The organism is Bacillus sp. 1A (assembly GCF_052682215.1).
In genome coordinates, this window is sequence record NZ_JBQYLZ010000001.1 from 161,731 (window position 1) to 184,371 (window position 22,641).

At 32.4% G+C, this 22,641-nt stretch carries 17 protein-coding genes and 9 pseudogenes; 13 read left to right on the plus strand and 13 right to left on the minus strand.

Translation table 11 applies throughout. The features are described 5' to 3' along the window. Positions 1 to 425: 425 nt before the first annotated feature. The 4 genes and pseudogenes from ACUN0F_RS00865 to ACUN0F_RS00880 all read right to left on the minus strand — a co-directional run bounded on the left by ACUN0F_RS00865 (position 426) and on the right by ACUN0F_RS00880 (position 3,044). Positions 426 to 977: a hypothetical protein gene (locus ACUN0F_RS00865; protein ID WP_445539011.1), complete on the minus strand. Its 552-nt coding sequence runs from the start codon at positions 975 to 977 to the stop codon at positions 426 to 428. Between the two features lie 465 nt (positions 978 to 1,442). Continuing rightward, positions 1,443 to 1,823 (minus strand): annotated as a pseudogene (locus ACUN0F_RS00870) (lipid II flippase MurJ); the annotation flags it as partial. Between the two features lie 64 nt (positions 1,824 to 1,887). After that, on the minus strand, positions 1,888 to 2,526 hold the full coding sequence (locus tag ACUN0F_RS00875; RefSeq protein WP_445539012.1) for a DUF2953 domain-containing protein: 639 nt from the start codon (positions 2,524 to 2,526) through the stop codon (positions 1,888 to 1,890). A 374-nt stretch (positions 2,527 to 2,900) separates the two neighbouring features. Further along, on the minus strand, positions 2,901 to 3,044 hold the full coding sequence (locus ACUN0F_RS00880; protein ID WP_000746489.1) for a hypothetical protein: 144 nt from the start codon (positions 3,042 to 3,044) through the stop codon (positions 2,901 to 2,903). A 260-nt stretch (positions 3,045 to 3,304) separates the two neighbouring features. Here ACUN0F_RS00880 and ACUN0F_RS00885 point away from each other — a divergent pair, with 260 nt between their 5' ends. From ACUN0F_RS00885 to ACUN0F_RS00900, 4 genes and pseudogenes are all read left to right on the plus strand, one after another. After that, positions 3,305 to 3,925, plus strand: coding sequence for a DUF2238 domain-containing protein (locus ACUN0F_RS00885; RefSeq protein WP_445539013.1), 621 nt, complete (start codon positions 3,305 to 3,307; stop codon positions 3,923 to 3,925). Positions 3,926 to 4,154: 229 nt separating this feature from the next. Beyond that, positions 4,155 to 4,508: a hypothetical protein gene (locus ACUN0F_RS00890; RefSeq protein WP_445539014.1), complete on the plus strand. Its 354-nt coding sequence runs from the start codon at positions 4,155 to 4,157 to the stop codon at positions 4,506 to 4,508. Positions 4,509 to 4,637: 129 nt separating this feature from the next. Continuing rightward, positions 4,638 to 4,898 (plus strand): annotated as a pseudogene (locus ACUN0F_RS00895) (glycosyltransferase); the annotation flags it as partial. Between the two features lie 235 nt (positions 4,899 to 5,133). Then, positions 5,134 to 6,813 carry a DUF6044 family protein gene (locus ACUN0F_RS00900; protein ID WP_445539015.1) on the plus strand — a complete coding sequence of 560 codons (1,680 nt, stop codon included), beginning with the start codon at positions 5,134 to 5,136 and terminating at the stop codon, positions 6,811 to 6,813. A 1,484-nt stretch (positions 6,814 to 8,297) separates the two neighbouring features. Here ACUN0F_RS00900 and ACUN0F_RS00905 read toward each other — a convergent pair. The 6 genes and pseudogenes from ACUN0F_RS00905 to ACUN0F_RS00930 all read right to left on the minus strand — a co-directional run. After that, a complete protein-coding gene (locus ACUN0F_RS00905) occupies positions 8,298 to 8,585 on the minus strand; it encodes a hypothetical protein (RefSeq protein WP_445539016.1) in 288 nt (95 codons plus the stop codon). Between the two features lie 644 nt (positions 8,586 to 9,229). Further along, on the minus strand, positions 9,230 to 10,321 hold the full coding sequence (locus ACUN0F_RS00910; protein WP_202283663.1) for a tetratricopeptide repeat-containing glycosyltransferase family 2 protein: 1,092 nt from the start codon (positions 10,319 to 10,321) through the stop codon (positions 9,230 to 9,232). Between the two features lie 645 nt (positions 10,322 to 10,966). Continuing rightward, the gene (locus ACUN0F_RS00915; RefSeq protein WP_445539017.1) at positions 10,967 to 12,427 is read right to left on the minus strand and encodes an IS1182-like element ISBcy1 family transposase; all 1,461 of its coding nucleotides are present in this window, start codon (positions 12,425 to 12,427) and stop codon (positions 10,967 to 10,969) included. Between the two features lie 205 nt (positions 12,428 to 12,632). Further along, positions 12,633 to 13,034 (minus strand): YncE family protein, encoded by a 402-nt coding sequence (locus ACUN0F_RS00920; RefSeq protein WP_445539018.1) that lies wholly within the window; start codon positions 13,032 to 13,034, stop codon positions 12,633 to 12,635. A 244-nt stretch (positions 13,035 to 13,278) separates the two neighbouring features. Then, the gene (locus ACUN0F_RS00925) at positions 13,279 to 13,545 is read right to left on the minus strand and encodes a hypothetical protein (protein ID WP_046956921.1); all 267 of its coding nucleotides are present in this window, start codon (positions 13,543 to 13,545) and stop codon (positions 13,279 to 13,281) included. A gap of 602 nt (positions 13,546 to 14,147) precedes the next feature. Beyond that, positions 14,148 to 14,502, minus strand: a pseudogene (locus ACUN0F_RS00930) (peptide ABC transporter substrate-binding protein); the annotation flags it as partial. A gap of 387 nt (positions 14,503 to 14,889) precedes the next feature. On the opposite strand from ACUN0F_RS00930, the gene ACUN0F_RS00935 reads away from it, so the two are divergent. Next, complete coding sequence (locus ACUN0F_RS00935) at positions 14,890 to 15,084, plus strand: hypothetical protein (protein ID WP_445539019.1); 195 nt, start codon at positions 14,890 to 14,892, stop codon at positions 15,082 to 15,084. Positions 15,085 to 15,546: 462 nt separating this feature from the next. Here the strand turns inward: ACUN0F_RS00935 and ACUN0F_RS00940 are convergent. Continuing rightward, positions 15,547 to 15,801 (minus strand): annotated as a pseudogene (locus ACUN0F_RS00940) (MerR family transcriptional regulator); the annotation flags it as partial. Positions 15,802 to 15,993: 192 nt separating this feature from the next. Here ACUN0F_RS00940 and ACUN0F_RS00945 point away from each other — a divergent pair. The 3 genes and pseudogenes from ACUN0F_RS00945 to ACUN0F_RS00955 form a co-directional block, all read left to right on the plus strand. Further along, positions 15,994 to 16,102 (plus strand): annotated as a pseudogene (locus tag ACUN0F_RS00945) (integrase); the annotation flags it as partial. Positions 16,103 to 16,209: 107 nt separating this feature from the next. Beyond that, a pseudogene (locus ACUN0F_RS00950) lies at positions 16,210 to 16,437 on the plus strand (IS4 family transposase); the annotation flags it as partial. Between the two features lie 196 nt (positions 16,438 to 16,633). After that, complete coding sequence (locus tag ACUN0F_RS00955) at positions 16,634 to 17,977, plus strand: patatin-like phospholipase family protein (protein ID WP_131935403.1); 1,344 nt, start codon at positions 16,634 to 16,636, stop codon at positions 17,975 to 17,977. An 817-nt stretch (positions 17,978 to 18,794) separates the two neighbouring features. On the opposite strand, the gene ACUN0F_RS00960 is transcribed toward ACUN0F_RS00955, so the two are convergent. Beyond that, complete coding sequence (locus ACUN0F_RS00960; RefSeq protein WP_152665158.1) at positions 18,795 to 19,202, minus strand: gamma-type small acid-soluble spore protein; 408 nt, start codon at positions 19,200 to 19,202, stop codon at positions 18,795 to 18,797. A 158-nt stretch (positions 19,203 to 19,360) separates the two neighbouring features. Here ACUN0F_RS00960 and ACUN0F_RS00965 point away from each other — a divergent pair. Both ACUN0F_RS00965 and ACUN0F_RS00970 read left to right on the plus strand, forming a co-directional pair. Next, positions 19,361 to 19,504, plus strand: a pseudogene (locus ACUN0F_RS00965) (YolD-like family protein); the annotation flags it as partial. Positions 19,505 to 19,569: 65 nt separating this feature from the next. Next, positions 19,570 to 19,944 carry a hypothetical protein gene (locus tag ACUN0F_RS00970; RefSeq protein ID WP_445539020.1) on the plus strand — a complete coding sequence of 125 codons (375 nt, stop codon included), beginning with the start codon at positions 19,570 to 19,572 and terminating at the stop codon, positions 19,942 to 19,944. Between the two features lie 143 nt (positions 19,945 to 20,087). Here the strand turns inward: ACUN0F_RS00970 and ACUN0F_RS00975 are convergent, their stop codons facing one another. Further along, positions 20,088 to 20,831, minus strand: a complete 744-nt coding sequence (locus tag ACUN0F_RS00975; protein WP_131935446.1) for a hypothetical protein — start codon at positions 20,829 to 20,831, stop codon at positions 20,088 to 20,090. Between the two features lie 175 nt (positions 20,832 to 21,006). Here ACUN0F_RS00975 and ACUN0F_RS00980 point away from each other — a divergent pair. The 3 genes and pseudogenes from ACUN0F_RS00980 to ACUN0F_RS00990 form a co-directional block, all read left to right on the plus strand. Beyond that, a pseudogene (locus ACUN0F_RS00980) lies at positions 21,007 to 21,168 on the plus strand (DNA repair protein); the annotation flags it as partial. A 658-nt stretch (positions 21,169 to 21,826) separates the two neighbouring features. Continuing rightward, on the plus strand, positions 21,827 to 22,288 hold the full coding sequence (locus ACUN0F_RS00985) for a protease pro-enzyme activation domain-containing protein (protein WP_202283917.1): 462 nt from the start codon (positions 21,827 to 21,829) through the stop codon (positions 22,286 to 22,288). Positions 22,289 to 22,376: 88 nt separating this feature from the next. Beyond that, positions 22,377 to 22,554, plus strand: a pseudogene (locus ACUN0F_RS00990) (GNAT family N-acetyltransferase); the annotation flags it as partial. Positions 22,555 to 22,641: the final 87 nt, after the last annotated feature.

Here is a 22,641-nt window from a genome sequence, read left to right on the forward strand (position 1 = left end):
AAAAAGTAAAACTAAGTTTATATCTTTTTATAATTTGTAAAACACACCATTAAATATCCAAATAAAAACCCAGTGATCTCATGCACACATACTGATATCACTGGGTTTTATAAGTTTAACATTTTGTATGTTTTGTAAAACTCATTTTAGACCTATAAACAATAAACATATTCCACAGCGTTTACCTTTTGAAACACTTAAAAAGGTAGCATACGGAGGCAATTAATAAGACTGGCTAGAAACGCTCTTTGATTAATCATTTTCTGGACCAATAAAAAATAAGAGCACTATGACAAGTGCTCTTTCAAAAATTTGTATTGCTATTTATTGAATCTTAATAATAACTAACAAAAAGAAATTGGAGTTTGCTTACTGTTATATAAGATATGAAAAATTTATTGTTGCTTAAATCACTAAGAACTTTCTTAGTGAAATTGCTGTTGACCACCTAATTGTTGATCTTGTTGACCGCCCATTTGCTGGCCTTGTTGTCCACCCATTTGTTGGCCTTGTTGACCGCCCATTTGTTGGCCTTGTTGACCGCCCATTTGTTGACCTTGTTGACCGCCCATTTGTTGGCCTTGTTGACCGCCCATTTGATCAACTTGCGATTGAGCTTGAGAAATGGCTTGATTTATTTGGCTTAATGTTTGATTAGACTGTAAATACTGTAATCCTTGGTTTAGTGTTTGAATTGCTTGTTGAATAGTTTGCTGTAATTGTTGATCAGCCTGTTGCATTTGTTGTTGAGATTGTTGGCTAAATTGTTGCAGTTGTTGCATCAGTTGATTGGCTTGCTGTAAGCCTTGTTGTCCACCCATTTGTTGACCGCCCATCTGTTGGCCTTGAGATGCTTGAGATAACGAGTGTTGCAACTGTTGAATTTGATTTTTAAGACTAGTTAATTCTTGTGAAACTTCTAAATCAGCAGCTTTACGTGCTACAGCTTCAACTTTTTTCTCAGTTCGTTTGTCCATTTTATATCCTCCTTTTGTACCCACATAATAGTGCGGAACATTTTTATAATGTTCCAATTTTTATTTTTAATACTAACAAATAAAATTTAGTGAATGAGGAAAAGACACATAAAAATATTGCTCGAAACGCAAATAGGACAAGCTAACCGCTTGTCCTAAAGAGAGGAAAATATCAACATGACTCGTATTGGTAAAGGGATTCATGAATAGTATGAGTCAAATCAAAAAAGATATACAAATATGACAGGCAAAGAATCTTTGCCTGTATGTGGGGTTAATGAGTCAGTCAATTGTGATAAGTTGCTTTCTCATTACAAAAAGAGTGAAGTCAATAATTAAAAGGACTTATAAATAGGATGTGTAGTTTTTCTGAAAATATGTAAAACAAACTAGTATTCAGTTTTTCAAACAATACATGGTACTGCTAAACATACCTTTTCTTCTAGCTGCTGTTAAACATACCAATATCCAAGATATTTCTTTTAACGAAACATGTATCATATTAATACTCGCTGGAATCCCAAGACTTAATAATAGTTTTAATAAATCCAAATCCATACGAAGATATTTTCGTACTGTCTCATCTAATTGCAGTAGATGATTCTTCTTTAAATAAATAAGCGTAACAACAAATGTTACAATTGTTGAGATAACAGAAGCATAAGCGGTCCCATACACATCAAACTTCGGCATTCCTAGCCAGCCAAAAATTAAAATAGGTAATAAAATCATATTTAAAGCTGTACTAATAATTAAGAAATAAAATGGTGTTTTAGAATTTCCTGTACCTCGCATAAATGTTGTATAGGCAAAATATAAGAATAAAAATGGCATGTAAATAACTAAAAATCACTTAAAAATTTGCTGAGGTTGAACGAAATAAATAAAATTCTTTTTTCATTGTCAGCCTTTATGTCTGAACCGATTCTTCTGTGCTAACGGATTGTTGCTTTTTCATGAACATAAATAACATAAATACCGTTATTATCGAACGATAAATATGAAATGACGCTGTTAATTCGCACCTAGATGCAAAACCTTTCCCTTGAAATACAGGCGTAATTTCAAGCTCTGGTATATCAATAATATGCATATATTCTCCAGCAACTCCGACAACCATTCCTTTTATTGACCACGCAAAACCTGTTATGATTCCAGTACTAGCTGCGTCCCCTGTTCCAATTTGTGAATGCCATCTCCATTGATTGATTTTAACTTTTTTCAGATTTTTTTTTAGTACAGAATGAATCTCTTGCAACTTTTTTACTATCTCTCCAATACTATCAATCTGTGCCATTACTTTATTTTCAATACCGCCCTCTTCTTCTGCTTTTTCAATTTTTTGTCCAGTCTTTTTTTGCTGCTTTTCTATTCTTTCTAACACATCAAACGTATATTTAAATTTCCATATTTTCACTTGCAGTAAACATTGTTTTTCTATTTCTGTATATAAGAAAGTAACTTTCAAAGATATTTTCAAAAATAACATAAACAAAATAATCAATAAAAGAATCCCGATCCCAATTACAAGCCACTTCATGTTTATCATCCTTTCATTCCATACCCATTATCGACATGTCCAAGAAATATTATACGAATTCAGAAAATTATGTATGAACAATCATCTTTAAACAATGAAAGACATATAGCGTCTATATTAAAATTCTTGTTGTACAATCATGATAATAAAATAGCATGGTAGAATGTTGATCATTAAAAAGAACAAAAAATATACGAGTTTCGAAATACTACTATATAACTAAAAACACCTCTTACTATCGAATTTAATTAAATTCGATAGTAAGAGGTGTTTCTGCTTGTTCTATTCCATTAAATCACTATATATATTGTTCTACTTCAATTAGGCTATTTTATATTTATGAGCTAACAGTACGTTAATGATAAATCTTATATTATATCCTATTATTGATTATTATTTTCTCGAATTTCTTCAGAAGGTTCTTCTGTTGGATCTGGCTCATCTTCATCAACGCCATTGCAACCACATAACAAACCTACAGATAAAACAGTAGACATAAAAGCAAGTAAATATTTTCTTTTCTTCACGAAATTATTGCTCCTTTCAGTTAAATATTTATGCTATTATCATCTACTTTTAAAAAGAGAATATGCTGAAGTTTTTTCAGTATTTTTTTCCTATACATCCAATTAGAATTAAATCTAATTATCGAAAAACTAGGATTCTTGGATATCTGTAAGACTACCTTAAAATGGAAAATAGAGTTAACAATCATAATTACTCTGTATACGAAATTGTGCTTTTTCAAATACTGTAAGCTAAAATACTTTCAATAGGAGTGAAAAAAGTGATAAGAAACAAACGTGCAGTGATTCACTTATTGTTATTATTGGTTGTTATGGCCGTTTGTATATGGTCTGTTATTAATCCTGCAAAATACTCAACATGGGCAGCGGAGGCTATTCCTGCCATTTGCGGTCTATTCATTATAATTGCAATGTATAATAAGTTTCGTCTCACCACTCTCTCTTATATGATTATTACAATATTATCTATTACAATGTTTGTCGGTGGACATTACACATACTCAGAGGTGCCTCTTTTTAATTGGATACAAGATGTTTTTGATTTAAAACGAAATCACTACGATCGATTTGGACATTTGATAAAAGGCTTGTTTACCATTGTGATAAGAGAAATCTTATTACGGAAAACCCAACTAACTGAAGGCCCTTGGTTAGTTACGATTAGTATAAGTATTTCACTTGCCATCGCTGCATTATACGAAATTATTGAATGGTTAGCTTTTCAACTAGCAAAGGGAGGAAAAGGGGCAAAAGACTTTTTAGGTATGCAAGGTGATATATGGGATGCGCAATGGGATATGTCACTTACCTTAGTAGGTTCGATTCTTACGTTGCTCATCCTTTCAACATTACATAACCGGCTATTAAAAAAGAATTTATAAAATTCCAATCCAATAATACATAGCTTTTCATTTCCTTTTTTAATTTTTCATAAAACCATTGTGAATGTTTTGATAAAAACACTTAGGTAACATTAGGGGGTCCGGCTTAAAAATCAAGAATTATTAGTATAAGTTGGCATCATAAATTTCTATAAAATATCGCATCATAAATTATGTGGAATTGAACCTAGTGTTTCTTTTTACGATTTTTTACAGGGGGGGGATAAAAATGAATATTCTTAACTTCTTGATGTCATCATTGAATTCCGGAAAAATAATCCAAAAAATGCTTGAGTTATTCGGAAATAAAAAGAAGAAAAATAAAGGATGGATTTGGGCTTCTTTACTAGGATTAGGAACAGTTTTAGGGTTATTAGCAACACGTAATTCAAGTATGATGAGACCGATAAAACATACGTTTCAAGGTTTTCAAAATAAAACAAGAACATTTATTCAACCTAAAATAAACTTAGCAAATATGGAATTTGCTGATGAAATTACACCTAACAACCAAAAGAGACATGGTAATCAAACTAATAATCATCACCATTACAAGACAAAAATCCCATCAAAACAACAGTAAATAGATAGCCGGTTCTTTATTTTACAGGGAACCGGTTAATTTATGTCTAAACGTACAATCTTCTTTTTTGAAATGGTGATCCCTAATACATCCTTAAAGTAATCATTGATTTATACAAAAAACTGCAAATTATCATTTGTAGTTTTAATATACTCAGTTATTGTTAAAATTATTGGACAAGACATCCAAACTGGATGGGCTTCTCTTATGGTCGCTATCACATTCTTCAGTGGTGTGCAACTGCTTGGTCTTGGTATTGGTATTGTCGGTCAATATATTGCTCGTATTTATGACGAAAGTAAGAATCGACCAATTTATGTTGTAAAAGAGACTGTGAATATAGAAGAGGATATAGCTGTATACAATAAGGGCAAAATAAATAGATCTTAAATATACTAAAAGAATTGTAGCACGTGTATTTCACTGCCATAATTCTTTTCTTTATTTAGATTAAATAATGACTGCAATCTAGTCTTTGATTCACTTAATTGTTAAGACTTTTCTTTTTTATAAAACTAATCGAAATAAAAAAACAACACCACAACACCTTATTAACCCAGGGATAATTTCTTTCGTTTGGGAAATTTTATAAATAAGTTTTTTAAAATTTCTTGAGGTGCGATCAATGTTTTTAAACCAGAATAACAAAGAAATAAAGTTACTTGTTTTTGCAGCAATCATACTCATTCTTTATTTGTCTCCTTTATTTATTCTTGGAGAAAATGCGCATATTCGCGTTCATGATAATCTTGATTCCAATTTGTCCTGGTATAAGGTTTTGGCAAGGAGCGGAGAGATAATAGGTCCGATTGATGCTACAATTCCACAGGTGATAAACAATCGATTGTCAAGAAACGCATTTAGTACGGAATTTAGTGGTATTGTTTGGTTGTATGCTTTTTTTCCAAGTATGGTTGCGTATGCATTGAGTCAAACGATTACAAGAGTGGTTGCGTTTATAGGGATGTATGTTCTTTTAAAACAACATTTTTTACCTAGAGAGGAATGGAGGGTCATTTCAGTAGGAGTTTCATTAGCTTTTGCTCTTACTCCTTTCTGGCCGTCAGGAATGCTTAGTACTCTTGGAATGCCTCTTGCACTTTGGGCATTTTTAAATATTCGAAAAGGAAAAAGATCATGGAAGAACTATTTCGTACTTACTCTTATTCCTCTATATTCGAGTATTGTTTTAGGTTTTTTCTATTTTTTGAGCGGCATGGGGATCCTTTGGTTAATGGAATTAGTAATAAAAAAAGAATGGAACTTTCGTTTTCTTTTTTCAATTATTTATATGACGCTCATTTACATGATTGTAGAATATCGCTTAGTATCTTCCTTTTTTTTATCTACTGCACCTAACAGTAGAGATGAATATTTTCATGCAAGATTATCGTTATGGCGGTCTCTTCGCCTCACAATGAAAAATTTTCTTTTAGGACATACCCATGTCATGACAGTCCATACATTTGTTATTTTACCTATCATACTTATTGCGTTGTATTTTATTATTACTAAGAAACAATGGAAGCAAGAAAAAATCTTTGTTTTTTTGTTCTGGTTTAACATAGCTTTGTCAATTTGGTATGCTTTTTGGTTTTATAAAGGTTGGCTTCCATTAACAAAACGTTTTCACATTTTAGATACATTTAATTTTGCACGTTATCATTTTTTACACCCGTTAGTTATCTATGTTTTATTCGCTCTTGGATTAAAAGTTTTATGGTTACAAGGGAAAATATGGAGACACGCTGCAATAGGTTTTGTGGTAGCTCAAATTATTTTGTTAAGCTTTTTTAATGAGGAACTTATTTTTAAAAATAAACCTTCAGTAAAGGAGTTTTTTGCAGAAGAACAATTCCAGGAGATAAAAGAGTATATCGATTTACCTTTGGAACAGTACCGTGTCGCTAGTATTGGTTTACATCCTGCTATCGCTCAGTACAATGGATTCTACACACTTGATACATATAATAATTTTTATCCTCTATCATATAAATATGAATTTCGAAAAATAATCGAGAAGGAACTAGCGAAGAATAAAACGATTCGTACGTATTTTGACGAATGGGGTGGCCGCTGTTATATTTTCATCGATGAACTTGGAAAACACTATATGTTTACAAAAAAATCAAACAAACGCTTAAGAAATGTAGAACTAAATATAGAACACTTCAAAAAAATGGATGGTCGTTACATATTTTCTGCCGTCCCTATTGAAAATACAGTAGAAAACAATTTATCCCTTGAAAAAATATTTACATCAAACACATCCGCTTGGAAAATTTATTTATATAAGGCAATATAGATACTTGAAATAGATTGCTTCTCTCGATGTAAATTCATAAAAACCAAACACTGAAATGCCTTTTTTGAAGAATAATATAATTAGAAGCACCTTAATTATTTACCAACATAAACAAAAGCGTATATTTAGACAAGCAAAAAGAACTTGTAGGAACCCTACAAGTTCTTTTTGAGGTTGCAGCCAATACACAGGACACACAAAATATCTCATTATGCAAATCGGGGAAACCATCTTGTATATGGTTTGATTCCATTATATAACAAATTGTAATTATTTAAGATTCCATTTTTGAAAATTATGTAAATTTAGAAAACGAGATGTTGCGGCGGGTTACTAATCCCTAAAAATACCAATTATTTGTTTTGCACAAAATACTTTTAATCAACATCTATAACATAATAAATCATGAAAAATATAAGTATAGGTAAATAGAGAAGAATGTAGGATTCTTATATAAAGGCATATATTTATAGTTAGAATTAATTAACTATAAGAAAATGAATTTCATATTGTAATTCCTATATATATGTAAATGGAGGTTTTTTTATTTATGTGATGAAAAAATTAGGTATAGAAAAATTAAACAGACGTTTGTTTAAAATATTTTAGTTATGAATCAATGTGTGAGGTATGATGGATGAGTTCCGTGTTCAATTGTCCATTTAGTTAACTTCTCATTTATTATATAAATTTTATATAGTAAAGAAAAAGCATCCGCTATGGATGCTTCCTCTAAAAATTTATCGCTACAAGTTCTTCTTAACGTTTTTTCATGAGAAGTAATTAACTTTTAAACTTTTTTTAATATTCGAAACCACTATTTGTAATCCAATCCATATTTTATTGATACCAATATAGTTACAGGTATGCTAAAATTCATTTGAAACATTGCTTTTGGGAATACAATTGCTATCATAATCGCAATTTATTTTCAACAAACTGATTGGGTTTTAACCCAAATTGTGGTTTTATTCCGCAGTCCTTAACAAATTGTTAAGGACCTTTTTTATTTGTCCTTTAGTTGCGAAAAAATAAAATTTACAAAGATATAAAATTTTCATAATGGGGGTAGTTAAAAATATTAGCTTGATGGCCATGGGGTACAGCCGAGATACGTGTATATCTCGGCTGTACCCCAACTAGAGTAAATGCACCAATCGTATCCATATAAAACAATGGTTGATTATAAAAAAAGAAGCTATGTTGAATATTTTTCAACATAGCTTCTTTTTATTTCATTATTATCGACTAAATCTAAGAGCTGTTAGAGTATTTGGTCCTTGTACAAATAAATTAGGATTTCCTACAGTTACTCGAACTTGGTATCTAACATCAAAAAGTTGAGTTGTTGGAACATCTACATGTGAAAAAGGAGTTTGGATTTGATCATCATCACCCTCATTATCAATTTCAAATACTTGTGTATAAATGACCTGAGGTGTTCCTGATAATGGAGATGTTCTTGTAATGGTTAATGTAACTGTTTAAAATACATTGTTATTGTTATTTAGACTGATGATACCACTCAGCCATACACGGTCCCCTGTATTTATTTTATCAAAATCTACTGTTAAAATTGGAAGTGGTGCTGCTGGAGCAGGAGGAACGAGTATGGGAGCAGTAATTAATCTTTCATCATATTGAAATTCGATAGATTCTTTATTATGGCTATGGCAAGATGAACCTCTATAGTACTTGTCATCGCATTCACCACAAGATGAACTTTTATAATATTTGTATTTTCTATCATAATAGCTTCCTATTGTAACCACCCTTTCTAGATTAGAATATATAATTCTATATAATTTATTCATAAAGAAAAGATTGTACTATATCCTATTGAATCTATAAAGGTTGCAACATTTATAAAAAAGTTGCGATACTCTGTCACTTGCAATTAAAGACTTCTAAATGAGTTTTAATCAAACTTTATTTCAAATCAACATAAACAAGTAAATTTGGATTAAAGGAAAAAAGAGATAGCTTTATAAGCTTTCTCTTTTTATTTTGGTTATTAGTATCGAGTGATAATTCTTGTAGAACTGTTTGCGTGTTCTTTGCAATAATGAAAAGCTTTATCTAGTAAATCATTGAAATTTTGTATTCTTCTTTTTGAAAAAACTAATAGGTAATTTTCTTGATAATACTTATATACTTCTTGAATCTCTTCAATAGCATAGTAATAATGGTTTCCTTTGCTTACTCCATGAATTGGTTTTGAATTGAAGCGATTAAGCTTTAAAATTCGTAAGGCTTAACTTTCAGAAGATTCCTGGCACCGTACATATGAGTCGATTGCACGAATTGTTAAAATAACTGGATTTGCTTCTACGATCATAATGATTACCCTTCTCTTCCAGATGTTTATATCATTCAAAAAAACTTATTTTACAGATGAATATACATCCTATGATTGTTAATCAGTCATTATTAACTCCTCAATTACTTTAATATTATTAAGGGTCTCCTCATCAGTTGGTAAGAAACGAAGAACCATTTTATTATGATGATAAGTCTGTTTATAGTCTTTTAGCTGAAAGTAGCAAAATGCTAATTGTTTATGCGGTAACCAAGTTTTAAAGGGTTGTTGTTCAATGAAATGGGCAGAATTAGCTGAAGGTGCTTCTATAGCTTGATTATACCAATAGGCAGCTTGAGAAAACTGATTATTCTTAAGAAAGAATTCACCTAGGCGACAGCTAAATTCCGGTTGAGGAATATCGTATTCTAAAGACTGAAATGTGATTTCTATTTCCTTTTTAAAATTTCCGATTAGATGATAACAACTAGCTAATTTATGCATAACAAAAAGCCTGTGTTCTAATTGGATATCTTCGTAGTCTAAGAACTTGTTATAAAATTCAATGGCTTGTTTATATTTTTTATGTTTATGTAATTCTCTGGCATAATGAAATATATCGTGAGCTGTCATTTTACCTTTATTTTTTTTCAAAAATTGTTCATATAGTTTGAGATTTCGATCTGATTCATTATCGGCATAATTTTTTTTATGGGTGACTATGATATCACTTTCGAGAGAATTATACTGATCATGAATACTTAGATCTTCATGAACAACGCCACGCCATTGAAAGTTTTTACTTCTTCTAACTAATCTATTGCGGCGAATGCTGGTTAAAACATTATTAAATTTATCAATTTCCGCATGATAAATCATGGAAACCGCATCAATTTTTTGAGTGAGTGATTGTTTTAAATTAAGTAGCTTTTTACGTTCTTCTGGTAAAAGTATATCATCAGCGTCTAACCATAAGATGTAATCCATTGAAGCTTGATGGAAAGAATAATTTCGAGCTGCTGAGAAATCATCTATCCATTTAAAATCTAAAATTTGTTTCGTCCATTTACTGGCTATTTGTTTCGTTTGATCTGTTGAGCCTGTATCTACAATAATAATCTCATCAGGGATGTCTTTAACTGATTCTAAACATCTATTAAGTGTTTCTACTTCATTTTTTACAATCATACATAAACTAATTGTAATCATCTAAGCACCTCTGTTATAGATATCTTTATTTTATTTAAATTTGGATTTTTCATCTAAAACGTAATACCTAAACGAATCTCAATAGGTGGGGCTGTAAGTAGTTCACGTTGTAGTTCTCGAATTGTTTTTATAGCTCGTGGTTCAACTATCATTTCAAGAACAATATTCCGGTACTTATTCACATCATCTAATATCTTTGCCCCAGTTTTCGAGAATGGTCCGGTCACAAGCTAAATGTAGCTTTTTCTCTCCCATAAAATCACCTCATTTTAGTTTATTTTTATTTATGTTGTTCTTAAAAAATGCTAAATGTAATTTTTTACATGAGATATTAGCTTAATTTTTGGTACAACCCATGACCATCAAGCTAATTTTTTGAATTATCCTCAAAACGAAAAATTGTACTATTAAAAGTAAATATGGAATCAGAATGCCAATCAATTATTGCAAGCATGCTATCTAGCTGTATAGCTAATGTTGTGAGTCATACCTGATTAAACGATTTCTATAACAACGAAAAAGACTCTCCTAAAGAAGAGGGCACTGAAAAACTTACGTTTTTCGGTTTATAAACCGGATGCAAAACAAGAAAGGCGACTTTTCATTCAATTTTGAATGAAAAGTCGCCTTTCCCTTTATTCTTTTTTACTTTGTTTCTTTTATCAAGGTTAGGATTCGTTTTAAATTGACAGCGAATATAGCCATTGCACCTTGCATTTGCATACCAATCAGACCCGAGGAAGATGCCACATCATACCCGTGTCTATGCTTAAGTTCACTATTTTTCGCTTCAATTTTATAACGTTCTTTCCCCTTTTCTTTAAAATATGCACTTTCTTGAAATGCTTGTTGTTCCTTATGTTCAGTAGATTTAATTGTCACAGAATATGTTTTACTTTTAGCGCCTTCTTTGTAACACCCACTTTTGAATGGACATACTTTGCATTTTTCAATATCAAAATAGTAGGTATGACTTTGACTATTGTTTGTTCCCTTTTTACCCGTACGTGCTCTACGAACGGCCATATGTCCAGCTTTACAGACATACATACCCGCATCTTTATTAAACTCAAATTCATCTTCTTTTTTACGTGGCCCTTGTGTCACAATAGGGTTTAATTTCGATACTAATTGTAATTGATTTTGGTTGGCATATTGAATATTATTTTTCTCAGAATAAGCAGTATCTCCAATAACTGTATCAATTTCCATCCCTGTTTCACGACTTTTTTCAATCAATGTTTGAAGGTATTTTCCATCGCTTTTTTCACCCGTTGTAATCACCGCAGCTGTAATGATGCGTTCTTCATTCATCGCAATATGTGTTTTATAACCAAAGAAAGAAGAATCCGCTGTTTTATGTCCAATTCGCGCATCAGGATCTTGCGAAAATTGGAGGTGTTCTTGGTGATCTTCTACGATTTCTTTTAAATAATTCAGTTTCTCTTTCACATTTGGATATTCACGAATGATTTCCTCTTTTTCTACTGTTTCAATTACTTTTTGACAATATTCAAGTTCGTCACTTAAGTCATCTGTCATTGTTTTTGGTGGGAACTTTCCCTTCATTCCTTCGTCAACTTGATAAACAGCTTTGCGGAGTAATTTGGATTTCTCCATTACAAATTCTTTCGGCGATTTTTGATTGAAGCGTGCTTTTGTATGTGTGGCATCAACAATAATAGATTTATTTTTAATCAAGTTTTTTTCGAGTGCAATTTCCACTGTTTTTTGAATGAGCATGTCAAGTAACCCTACATCTGTCAGACGAAGCTTGCGGAACTTCGTTAATGAACTAGGGTCAATGACCATATCTTCTGGTGCCATATCTAAGAAATATTTAAAGGACATATCGTATTTTGAGCGTTCCACAACATCTACATCTGATAAATCAAAAATAGATTTTAGTAATAAATATTTAAACATACGAACAGGCGGCACTGCATTGCGACCGTTATCGAGACAATATTTATCTTGTAGTTCTTCTAAAACAAAAGAAAAGTCTACCAGTTCATTAAATTGACGAAGCATATTATCCTTTGGTACAACGATATCGTAAATCGCCATAAATGGACTGAGGTTAAGAGATTGTTGATTAGAAATCATCCGAGACACCACCTAGAATTAGTATAGTTATTATACATGAAAAAAGCGAAAGCTTCCTCGATTTCATCGAGGAAGCTTTCGCTTTTTAAACTATAAGGACTTTTTCAGTGCCCTCCTAAAGAATAGAGTCTTTTCTTATAATATTCACATAGTTTTCGGATGTGAAAGTAACCTTAATTATCACTCTTAGTGTTTTATATTCGCTTTAAGGATTGACTCCTACTCCAAATGGACCATTCCTCACTGGAATAGTCGTAATCACGCCATTTGTTAGCCCATCAATCACCGAAACGTTGTTACTATTTAGATTTGTTACGTAGATAAGGTTAGTAGATGGATTAACTCCTACTCCAACTGGATTAATCCCTACTGAAATAGTCGCAATTACAGCATTAGTCGCTCCACTAATCACGGAAACGTTATTATTATAACCGTTTGCTATATAAATTCGATTGGTAGATATTAACCCCGTTGGTCCGGTTGACCCAGTCGATCCTGTCGGAAATGTAAAAGGAGGAATTGATGGAAGTTTCGAACCAATTAAATTCGGATCGAATGCCAATCCGTATAGAATCTCATGTGATTCAAACTCATTTTTCTCTGACATATGTCACCTCCGAAAATATTTATCATAACTTAATAAATGCAGTTAGGTGACAAAACGACATTAATAAGGACTTCATCTTTTATATGTTTAATCGACGCCCTAAAAAAATACTTTATACTACGAAAATATGATAACAACAAAGACATACTGTAATTTTATTTCATCATAAAAGAGATTTTTTATAGAAGCGGAAATTCTACCGTACAAATATACTTTTTACTGGAGAATTTGCTGAAATTATATACTAATTACATTCTCCCGGTCCCGGACCACATTGACTCAGATCTTCAGCAGCAAGCACTAAATTAAAAAGATCTGCAGTTTTTTGACCCAAAACCGGGCTAAGTACAGTTTCTCCACCAGCTTGCTGTATATTTATACCAACTACTAGATATCGTCTGTCAAAAGGATTCAACCAAAGTCCACCACTCGCCCCATGTCCATTTGGATTTCCTAGCATTTCAATCAGTCCATCCCCTACCCTTCCTGGTTCTCCTGTTACGCCGTACATAATCCTTGCATTATCGTAGTTATCTGAATACCAATAGCATGAAATTATCGAGAGAATGAAAATCCATAACTTAATAGGGGTAGCACCAAAACAAAAAGATGAGCTAATTTCTTAAAATGACTAACTGTAGAGGAAAAAAGTTCTCATTTAGAGGGTACTTCAAAACCTTAGCTTGATGGTGATGTGACGCTACCCCATAAAACACATAGAGCGATATCCCCCTCTATATCAGTAATAGCGATAGAACGATTTATTTTTTAACTTTTTGTGTACATGTGTACAATTACACATGTACACAAAAAAGATCCCTTCATACAAAGGGATAGAGCGGTACAACTTTATTTCAAAGGTACAACAATCTGCTTGATATAAACTGCATCTACTTATATAAGAAAGCTTATAGAACACCATAAAAAAAGGGCTGTAAGCCTCTCCTCTTACAATCCCTCATTAATCACCATTAAAGGATAAAGCGTTCATCTAATACCATATACCCATATAAAATTATACTCTAACTCCACATTATTTATAACTAAAAGGATGCGGATATCGACTCCTTTTTTACCTATTCCTTTTCTTCATCATATTTCAAATTTACCCACCTATCTTTTAACTTTAGCCCATTTATAGTTAAATTCTCCACCAAAATCGTTGGTCACAATATCTTTGACAAAAGAACGTTGTAAATATGATCTTCCTTGGTGGTAGATCGGCGCTACTGCTCCATCTTCTAATAAGATTTTCTCTGCTTGTTTCATTGCTTCCCAACGAGCCTTTTTATCATCAGCTAAATCGGTTTTTACTTTATAAATTAGTTCATCATATTGCTTATTTGAATACTTATCAAAGTTATATGTACTATCTGTCGTAAATAAGTCTAAGAAAGTAATAGGATCAGGAATATCAGCCCCCCCCGACATCAATATCTATGTCATAATCCCTACTTAATAACAATTTTTATCTTCAATACGGTATGTGAAATTATAAAAAAATACTCTATAAGATTATATTACAATTCAACGGAATCAAGGATGTTTGTAGTAAATAAAGGTTACAGTCTTCAATATAAATATCAGTCATCTTTCAATAACGTATACCTTTGTGAGTTATTATACAAAATTCACATGTCGGAATGAGTATAATGCCAAACATGCAATACTCTCAAGAGCTGCCGCTTAAAGGCTACATATACAACGTTCTTTTTAGTGTATATTTTCATTGCAATTAACTGTTTTGTAAAATTTCTCAATCCACAAAGTACTAACTATATAAAATGAGTTCATACATATTTATTAAATACATTTTAAGTTCATATATAACTAAATAATTTAGGAGCTGATTAGCATGGCAAGTAAACCACTAGTAATAACGCTTCCTCCTATATCAAAAACCAAAATTACTTTTTATTCTTCTTCTGGTGAAGTAATGAAGCACACTTTTTTTACAAACGAAACTTCAGAACCTATAGCAACGTTTGCATATTGTCCTATAGGATTTGAAAGATTTGAAACGAAAAAAATGCCAGTCTTTATAAAATAATTTTTTCATAGACAATTCCCTAAGTCCACTTGATTTCAGGGGATTATTTTATATCAAATAATGCTTTTGTTCATTTAAATCCAATTAACTATTATTTGAAAAATAAGAAAAAATTATCTGATGTTTTTTCTTAATACTCATGATATTATTTTGTTGCTGATGTTCATCAACCCGAGCATTCAGTAACACCATCCACAGACTCTACTCTCATCCTTCCCTTTTGAGAGTAGAGCTTCTATTTATAAAACCTTCCTTAACACTCTGTATATTTGTACAAAATTCAAATTTTGTTTAATTAAATACTTCAATTACATGTAAAAATTACGTAAAGATTGCTATGATTCAATCCTTCCACTCTAGAAACGTTATATAATGAAATTGCAAACATTAGGTTTGCACCTTTCTGTACGACATAACTATTTGCTAGGAGCAAATCCTAGCCTTTTTATTTATCCCCAGTTGATCCGAAGCCCAGATTTCCTCTTTCTTATTATTAATTCCAAACTGCTTCGCAATCATTTTTGCAGCTTTTTCTAAAGTCATACCATCTTGCTTACTCAACTCTACTAACTGTTCAATAAGTACAACATCAAACCCTGTATATTCCCTTTTCCCTCGACTATTTTTCCTTGCATCAAATCCTTTACATTCAAGAACATCCGAATACTTTCTAAGTGTGCTATCACTTACTCCTAAACGACCATAGACCTCACTGCTATACTATTCTCCGCTTCCGACATAGCGCTACGCCACCTCCTATTAGAGAATTTCAATACATAGTGGCTGATACCTTTAAGAATCCATCGACTAAGCTCGCACAGTCTTTTCCATGTTTTATCGAAATTATACACTTCCACATAAAGCCATAATTAAAGATAGAAACCTTTTAAATAAACCCATTACATAACAAAAAAGAAAAACATCTCTGAACAAATCATGCAGCAGATTGGATTTAAATCTCACTTATCCTTAAAAAGGTGTTATATACGATAAGAAAACCACAGTGAATACAGATTAGAAATCATCTCTTAATAAGTAATTTATATATATCTATAGCTTTACAATGAAAAAGAACGAAGAATCATATTATGTAACACCTTTACGAACGCAAAATAAGAAGGGAGTCGTATTTTAGATTCAACTGCATTTCAACTCCCAGATGTATTTTTATCGGTTTATCCAGGTGTAAGAGGATACAGCCATACGGCTGGGGTAAAAATTCAACTTGAGTATAATTTGTTAAGGGGGCAGTTCCTACATATTCATACAGGTTCAGGTAAACAACGTAATCGTACGTACGGCTCTCTGTGTGTCTCAACTATGACAGCGAATGATTTATGTATCCAAGGCATGCAAATTAGCGGCGAATACATCGCTATACTATCTATCTCCTTAATCTAATCGGTCATATTCTTTTCTAGTAATCTGATTACATTGAACATGAAGAGAATTTTATTTAAGCCTATAAATTCACAGTATATTTCTCGATAGGTTCGGTAAATAATATAATGTGTATTTTTTCACAAAAAGGGATATGGAGGAGATATAATTGTCTAAAAATCTAAAATTAGCATTTTCTGGTGGTGGATTTAGAGCGTCTTTTTATGCATTAGGAGGATATAAGCGTTTAGTTGAGTGTAAGTTAGATCAATCTGTATCCAGTATTAGCTCTGTTTCTGGTGGAAGTATTACTGCGGCCGCTATCATGATTGCACTACATAAAGGTGGTTCCTTCCGAAATGTACATGATTTTGAAGAACGTGTGATTAACCCCTTAGTAAAATTAGGTCAAATCGACCTGCGAACAAAGTTACTTACAAATTCCTTTACAAAACAAGCATTATCTTTTAAATCCATTCGAGAAAAATGTAGTAATGCACTTCCAAATTTATTGGATGAGTATCTATGTGAAGGGATTCGAATGAAAGACTTGAAAAGTCTTCCTATAGACTGGTATTGCAATACAACATGCTTAGATACTATGAGGATGTTTTATTTTTCGACTGATCATATGTATGGAACTTATATTGGACAAACAACTAATATAGATGATATTACGGTTTCTTATGCTGCATCTACCTCAGCAGCTTTTCCAGTATTATTTTCCCCTATTTCTTTATCTCTAGAAGATAGGGTATTTAGTGATCCAGAAAATAGAATGCAAGGAAGTCCTTTATTACGATTTGAAAAAATTTGGTTTTCTGATGGAGGAGTATTCGATAACATCGGGACTGAACCATTAATCTTGCCAGATGGTGAGATTAAAACAAATAAATATCCGGCACTTGCAAAACATAGAAAAGAACCAATGAAATTTATTCCTAAAACTAAAAATGAAATTTATATTGTTTTAGATGCCTCTGCATCTGAAAAAGTATGGAAAGAAAATGAGAAGCCTTCATATTTTGAATTGAATAAAAGGATTTTAGACACCTCTAATAGTCAAATTGTAGTATTAAGAAGGAAATTGTTACGTAATCTAGATCCCAAAATATACCCAGGATTACAACTCATTCTTAGTAAGTCTATCCAGACTTTATTAGATAAGAATAATAATCCTTTCTATACCGACCAAATCACTTTACCAGACTATCAATTGCCACCTCGCTCTACAGATAAAGAGGATATTGAGATGCTTTTAGCTGGGCTTCGTACAGATTTAGACGGATTCCATGACAGTGAAATTCATACCTTAATACGTGCAGGGGAAATCAGAATGGACATTGCATTAAGAATGTTACTACCAGAATATATGGAGAATATGAAAGGAACCTCTAATCCTATATTTCCATCTGAAGATTTAGAACACCTTAAAGATATATTACATAAAGGAGGAAAGCATAGATTTACAGGTAGCTTTTTTCAGCACCTTCACGATACTGATAAGGATTAAAAACGTAAACAAAAAAATGTACATTTCCTCTGAAGATGTACATTTTTTTGTTTTGGATTGTATAACCATTTGTTGAAAGAATTTCTTCATAACTATTATGATACGTGAAATTTTATTGGTTGGATTTGTTGGTGGCTATAATAATGTCATACATTCATATCCCCATATAGCGGTTGCATCTCAAAAAAATAAAATAAAAGAACAACATCTAAATGGCTCAGAACCCCTAGAAAATGATAACAACTTATACTCAATTTCATATGAAATATTTGCTGAAAGATGTGAACCAGTTAAAGGCACCATTTCAGTTTCTCTAAAAGAAATCTTCAGTTTTTAACGTATTCCCCGAAAAAATTCTCCTTCCTCAAGCGTGTGAAGGGCGTAGCCCAACGATAGGTGGGAGATGAATTTCGGTTTGGCATAGCCAAAAACTTTTGATAAACTAGCTATATGAATTTCTTTGATAACTTGATATAGAAGGTTGCAGGAAGAAAATAGAGTGCGAAAACCAAGCCATTCGGTTCCTGCGTAAAATATCAACCGTACCAAAAGAGCGTCCATGCGTTGGACATCTAGGGGTGGAACACTCCAAAGTAACGCTCAGGGAGTCGAAAGGTTACTTTCGTCGCGGAACTGAGAAGCTCCCACTTCAAGCTTTGCTAAGTGGCGAGTAGTTCACAACTGTGGCAAACTCATCATCTAAAGTTGCTAGTGATACATTATGTATTTGTCCAGACACAAAAATAGGCTGTAGAGAAGACTTTCTTCACAACCTGAGAAAACACTTCTCTTAAGATAGAGAAGTGTTTTCCCTTCATTATTGATTAGAGCTAGAAGATTGTGATTTTTTCGCAGCTGATTGTGCATTTTGTTTTTTCACTGCATGCACATCTGTTTCAGTTGCAAATTCTGTACCATAACTAGCATTTGCACTTTGTGCACCTGAAGCTTGGGCTTTCTGTGCCTCTGCTTTTGCATTCGCTTGTTTCACTGCATGCACATCTGTTTCAGTTGCAAATTCTGTACCATAACTAGCATTTGCACTTTGTGCACCTGAAGCTTGGGCTTTCTGTGCCTCTGCTTTTGCATTCGCTTGTTTTACTGCTTGTACATTTGTTTCAGTTGCGAATTCTGTACCATAGCTAGCATTTGCGCTTTGGATGCTAGCGCCAGAAGTTGCCTTATTGTAACCTTGTTGTTTTTTGTTCATCTTTCTCACCTCCACAATCAATAATATAACCACCCCATTTAAAAGCTATTCTTAATTATATTTTTTAAATTTCCGCATATTATTTTAATCTTAATTCAAACTACATATTATAGAGATGAAATTATGTATATAGGACGAGATATGGCTGAACTAACCATGCTTTTAAGAAATGAATGAAAGAAGAAGAAATATTAATTACATATTATAAAGATGGTTATTTACTATCTAGTTATATGACTGTTGTTGATATCGATCTCGATTCACTAAATACTGCTGTCATATGTACCGATGCTTTTTATAATAAGATGACTTTATAATTCTCTAACATAACAGACGTAAAATAGAATAGATTTAAGTAGATTATTATAAAGGAGTGTATAAAATGCAAGGGAATCAGATAAGAAAGAATACAGCAAGAACAGTTATTCATAATGATATAAATGACTATCCCTATTTAAATATACCTATGATTATCAATGAGAAAGATGGAAAGATTTACGAAATTTTAAGTGCCGGTTTTTATACTAATGATGTAGTAGCAATGATAAAAACGGACGGTTTTGCTACAACCAGGGCAAATACACCGATCGTAACAGTAAAAAACAATGATAGTAACATTCAAGCATACCGCTTACCTTTAGAACTCGAATATTGGGTGCTTTCTTGTATGCGTGCGGCTTCAGCAGGAAAAAATCCGTTGCCATGTAAAGTTGCTTTTGGAATCATTGACACTAAATTTCATGTGAAATTTAAATAAAAAAAGGGGCTACTCAATTTGAGCCCCTTCTTCCTTAAGTTATATAAACATCACTTCTCTATATTGTTTATAGGAACAAATACATTTTTTGCTTCGACTGTTAGAAACTATTCTCCCCTATGTTTATCTTCAGGTTTATAAATTTAGCGCACTCTAAGTGCAATATAAGGCTTCATTCCCCAAGTAGTAGATACTGTATTTCCACAAGCCATATTTCTACCAGAATATCTTATTGCCCCTGCTTTAAAATCAAATGTATCAAATCGTTTAAAGGTCTCTAATGGACTTTTCCCTTGAATTGCTCGTCTAATAACATCTGCAGCTATTTCATTAGCTACTCTCCTCATTTCAGCCGTAAACTTGTGTTGTGCATCAGTTTGTATAGATGAAATCGTACGATTTACTAATTCATTTATCCAGGCTAGGAAGGGACCTGGATTAGCGCTAAATACAGATACGCCTGCAGCTACTGCTCCCTGTAATACATCTTTTTCTGCAATGTCATTAGACCAAGCTGTAACCCAACCACCATTTTCGATTTTGAGTTCTAATTCAAACTTATTTGTCAGGTATCCAGTATGACCGTGACACACAGGAGGTATTACAGAAGAAGGATGATGCACTGCATGATCTATCTCATGCCCTAAATGATCTAATCCACTGCTCACCCAACTCATTCGTTCCGATTCAGAATAATGAATATCATGTATTGACGTTCCATTGTATTCATTATTCCATCCTCCATAATGCCAATTACCATAACAATTATAATGATACTCTGGATAATATAATGAATACAATGGAGTTAATCTAGATAAATATTGTGGAGAGTAATTACTAAATTGACCACATTGAATTATATATAAACCATATGGATTAATTAACATCATAATTCCCCCTATAACCCTTTACTTGAAAGCAATATATGGTAAATAAGGTCTGTTAGGTACTTGTCTAAATTTAAATGGGTATAAATTGGAGGATTGCTAAAAGGTGAATTTGATAATAATGAATAAAATTTCGAATAGGAGACAGTTTTCTATTTTTTCACTTCAAAAATAGACTGGCCCATCTAGTTTCAGCATACACATTTCTCTAACAAATTTAATCCAGTAAGTGAAGGAACAAGTTTCTCTTTTGGATAACGTGACGCAGTAAGAACAAGAAATGAATTTGGGCAAATTAATGGATGGAATACGCAAAAATTCTTGGAAAACCAGCATTTGACGAGGGATTTCCTACACGCAAAGCGCCACAGCTAGATACAGAAACACGTTTATAGGAGTAGCATCAAAAGGAGCTGAAACCGAAATATTTACCTTTGATCAGAAATAAAAAAACAAAAGTTATATATTAGACTTTTAGTTTTTTATTGATTAATTTAGGAACTAAACTGAAACTCTCGCATACTATGGTAATTAGGAAAACCAGTTTTGGAAACAAAGCGTCCTTTCCATCGGGGCAACCCGAAGGGAAGACCAATGTCTTCCCGCCCTACATAAAAAGACCACCTTAGGGTGGTCTTTTTGGTTCTGGTGCAAAAATCATTTAATAACATGCCTATCAGGTTAAGAATACAAATCACCCCATGCCCATTGACTTAAGAACTCCTACTACCCCCAAGTGTGAAAAAGCGTTATTCTTTGTAAATAGCTAACTAAAAAAGATGCCATTTTTTTATGAATCTTTCAATTCAAAATAAATTAGAACTATTTTTCTTACACAAAGTATATGTTGAATACTGATGACTTTAAGTTTATTTCAAAAGTATAAAAATAATTCATTATCACATAATAAGGTTGCTATGTTTGCTGTAAATTTTTTAGTAGTAATATAGCAAATTAACAATGTTAAAAATAATGAAAGTAAGGTGCGAAAAAAAATGAACAAAAATCTGGTTAGAGTTCCAGGTAGTGAACGTGCTGCCCTTCCTAACGCAAAAAAAGAGGATCTGGCTGATCCAAATGAAAAGTTGTTAGTAACTATCGTTGTTCGACGCCCTTCAACTACTGCAAAGTTGAATTCAATGATTGAAAAAGCAACTAATGGCCCACTTTCAGAATGTGGTCACCTTAGCCGTGAAGAATTTGCATCCAATCATGGTGCTAATCTTAATGATTTGAAAAAAGTAGAAGAATTTGTGAAGAAACAAGGACTTGAGGTAAAAGACATTAATATTACTGCTGGAACAGTTATATTAGCAGGTACAGTAGATAAATTCAGTACAGCATTTGGTGTTGAACTTGCTCACTATGAGCATCCTGATTTTACATACCGTGGACGTACAGGCCATGTACATGTCCCAGAAGAACTTGCTGATATTGTTGAAGCCTTGAACCGTTAGTGTAAGTAATTCCATTTTAATCAATTTTTAACTGGTATTATATTCTATATAATGAAAATAGAAAAAATTTTTCTGAAGGAGGTTGCATATGAGTATTCAAATGGCTACATCAAATGATTTAGAATCAATATGAATCGATAGGATTTTTACGAAGTAATTTAAAGCGGGATAAGGTTGCAATTATTACATATAACGCTGAGTGTGCAGGTGTTGGACGATTAGTCCAAATAGATGATAATACAATAGAAATGGGTGGGAGTTTTCTAGAAGGGGATTGAATACAAGCTGTATTTCACCACATGTTTTAACCTAGATGCATCCTGTTTCACCTAGTCAAATAACTTGTTTTAAAG

What these genes read in the sequence shown, in the direction of transcription:
- ACUN0F_RS00865 (WP_445539011.1), bottom strand. Translation starts at nt 977, where the DNA reads ATGGACAAACGAACTGAGAAAAAAGTTGAAGCTGTAGCACGTAAAGCT.
- ACUN0F_RS00875 (WP_445539012.1), bottom strand. Translation starts at nt 2,526, where the DNA reads ATGATAAACATGAAGTGGCTTGTAATTGGGATCGGGATTCTTTTATTG.
- ACUN0F_RS00890 (WP_445539014.1), top strand. Translation starts at nt 4,155, where the DNA reads ATGAATATTCTTAACTTCTTGATGTCATCATTGAATTCCGGAAAAATA.
- ACUN0F_RS00900 (WP_445539015.1), top strand. Translation starts at nt 5,134, where the DNA reads ATGTTTTTAAACCAGAATAACAAAGAAATAAAGTTACTTGTTTTTGCA.
- ACUN0F_RS00910 (WP_202283663.1), bottom strand. Translation starts at nt 10,321, where the DNA reads ATGATTACAATTAGTTTATGTATGATTGTAAAAAATGAAGTAGAAACA.
- ACUN0F_RS00915 (WP_445539017.1), bottom strand. Translation starts at nt 12,427, where the DNA reads ATGATTTCTAATCAACAATCTCTTAACCTCAGTCCATTTATGGCGATT.
- ACUN0F_RS00920 (WP_445539018.1), bottom strand. Translation starts at nt 13,034, where the DNA reads ATGTCAGAGAAAAATGAGTTTGAATCACATGAGATTCTATACGGATTG.
- ACUN0F_RS00925 (WP_046956921.1), bottom strand. Translation starts at nt 13,545, where the DNA reads ATGTACGGCGTAACAGGAGAACCAGGAAGGGTAGGGGATGGACTGATT.
- ACUN0F_RS00935 (WP_445539019.1), top strand. Translation starts at nt 14,890, where the DNA reads ATGGCAAGTAAACCACTAGTAATAACGCTTCCTCCTATATCAAAAACC.
- ACUN0F_RS00970 (WP_445539020.1), top strand. Translation starts at nt 19,570, where the DNA reads ATGCAAGGGAATCAGATAAGAAAGAATACAGCAAGAACAGTTATTCAT.
- ACUN0F_RS00975 (WP_131935446.1), bottom strand. Translation starts at nt 20,831, where the DNA reads ATGTTAATTAATCCATATGGTTTATATATAATTCAATGTGGTCAATTT.
- ACUN0F_RS00985 (WP_202283917.1), top strand. Translation starts at nt 21,827, where the DNA reads ATGAACAAAAATCTGGTTAGAGTTCCAGGTAGTGAACGTGCTGCCCTT.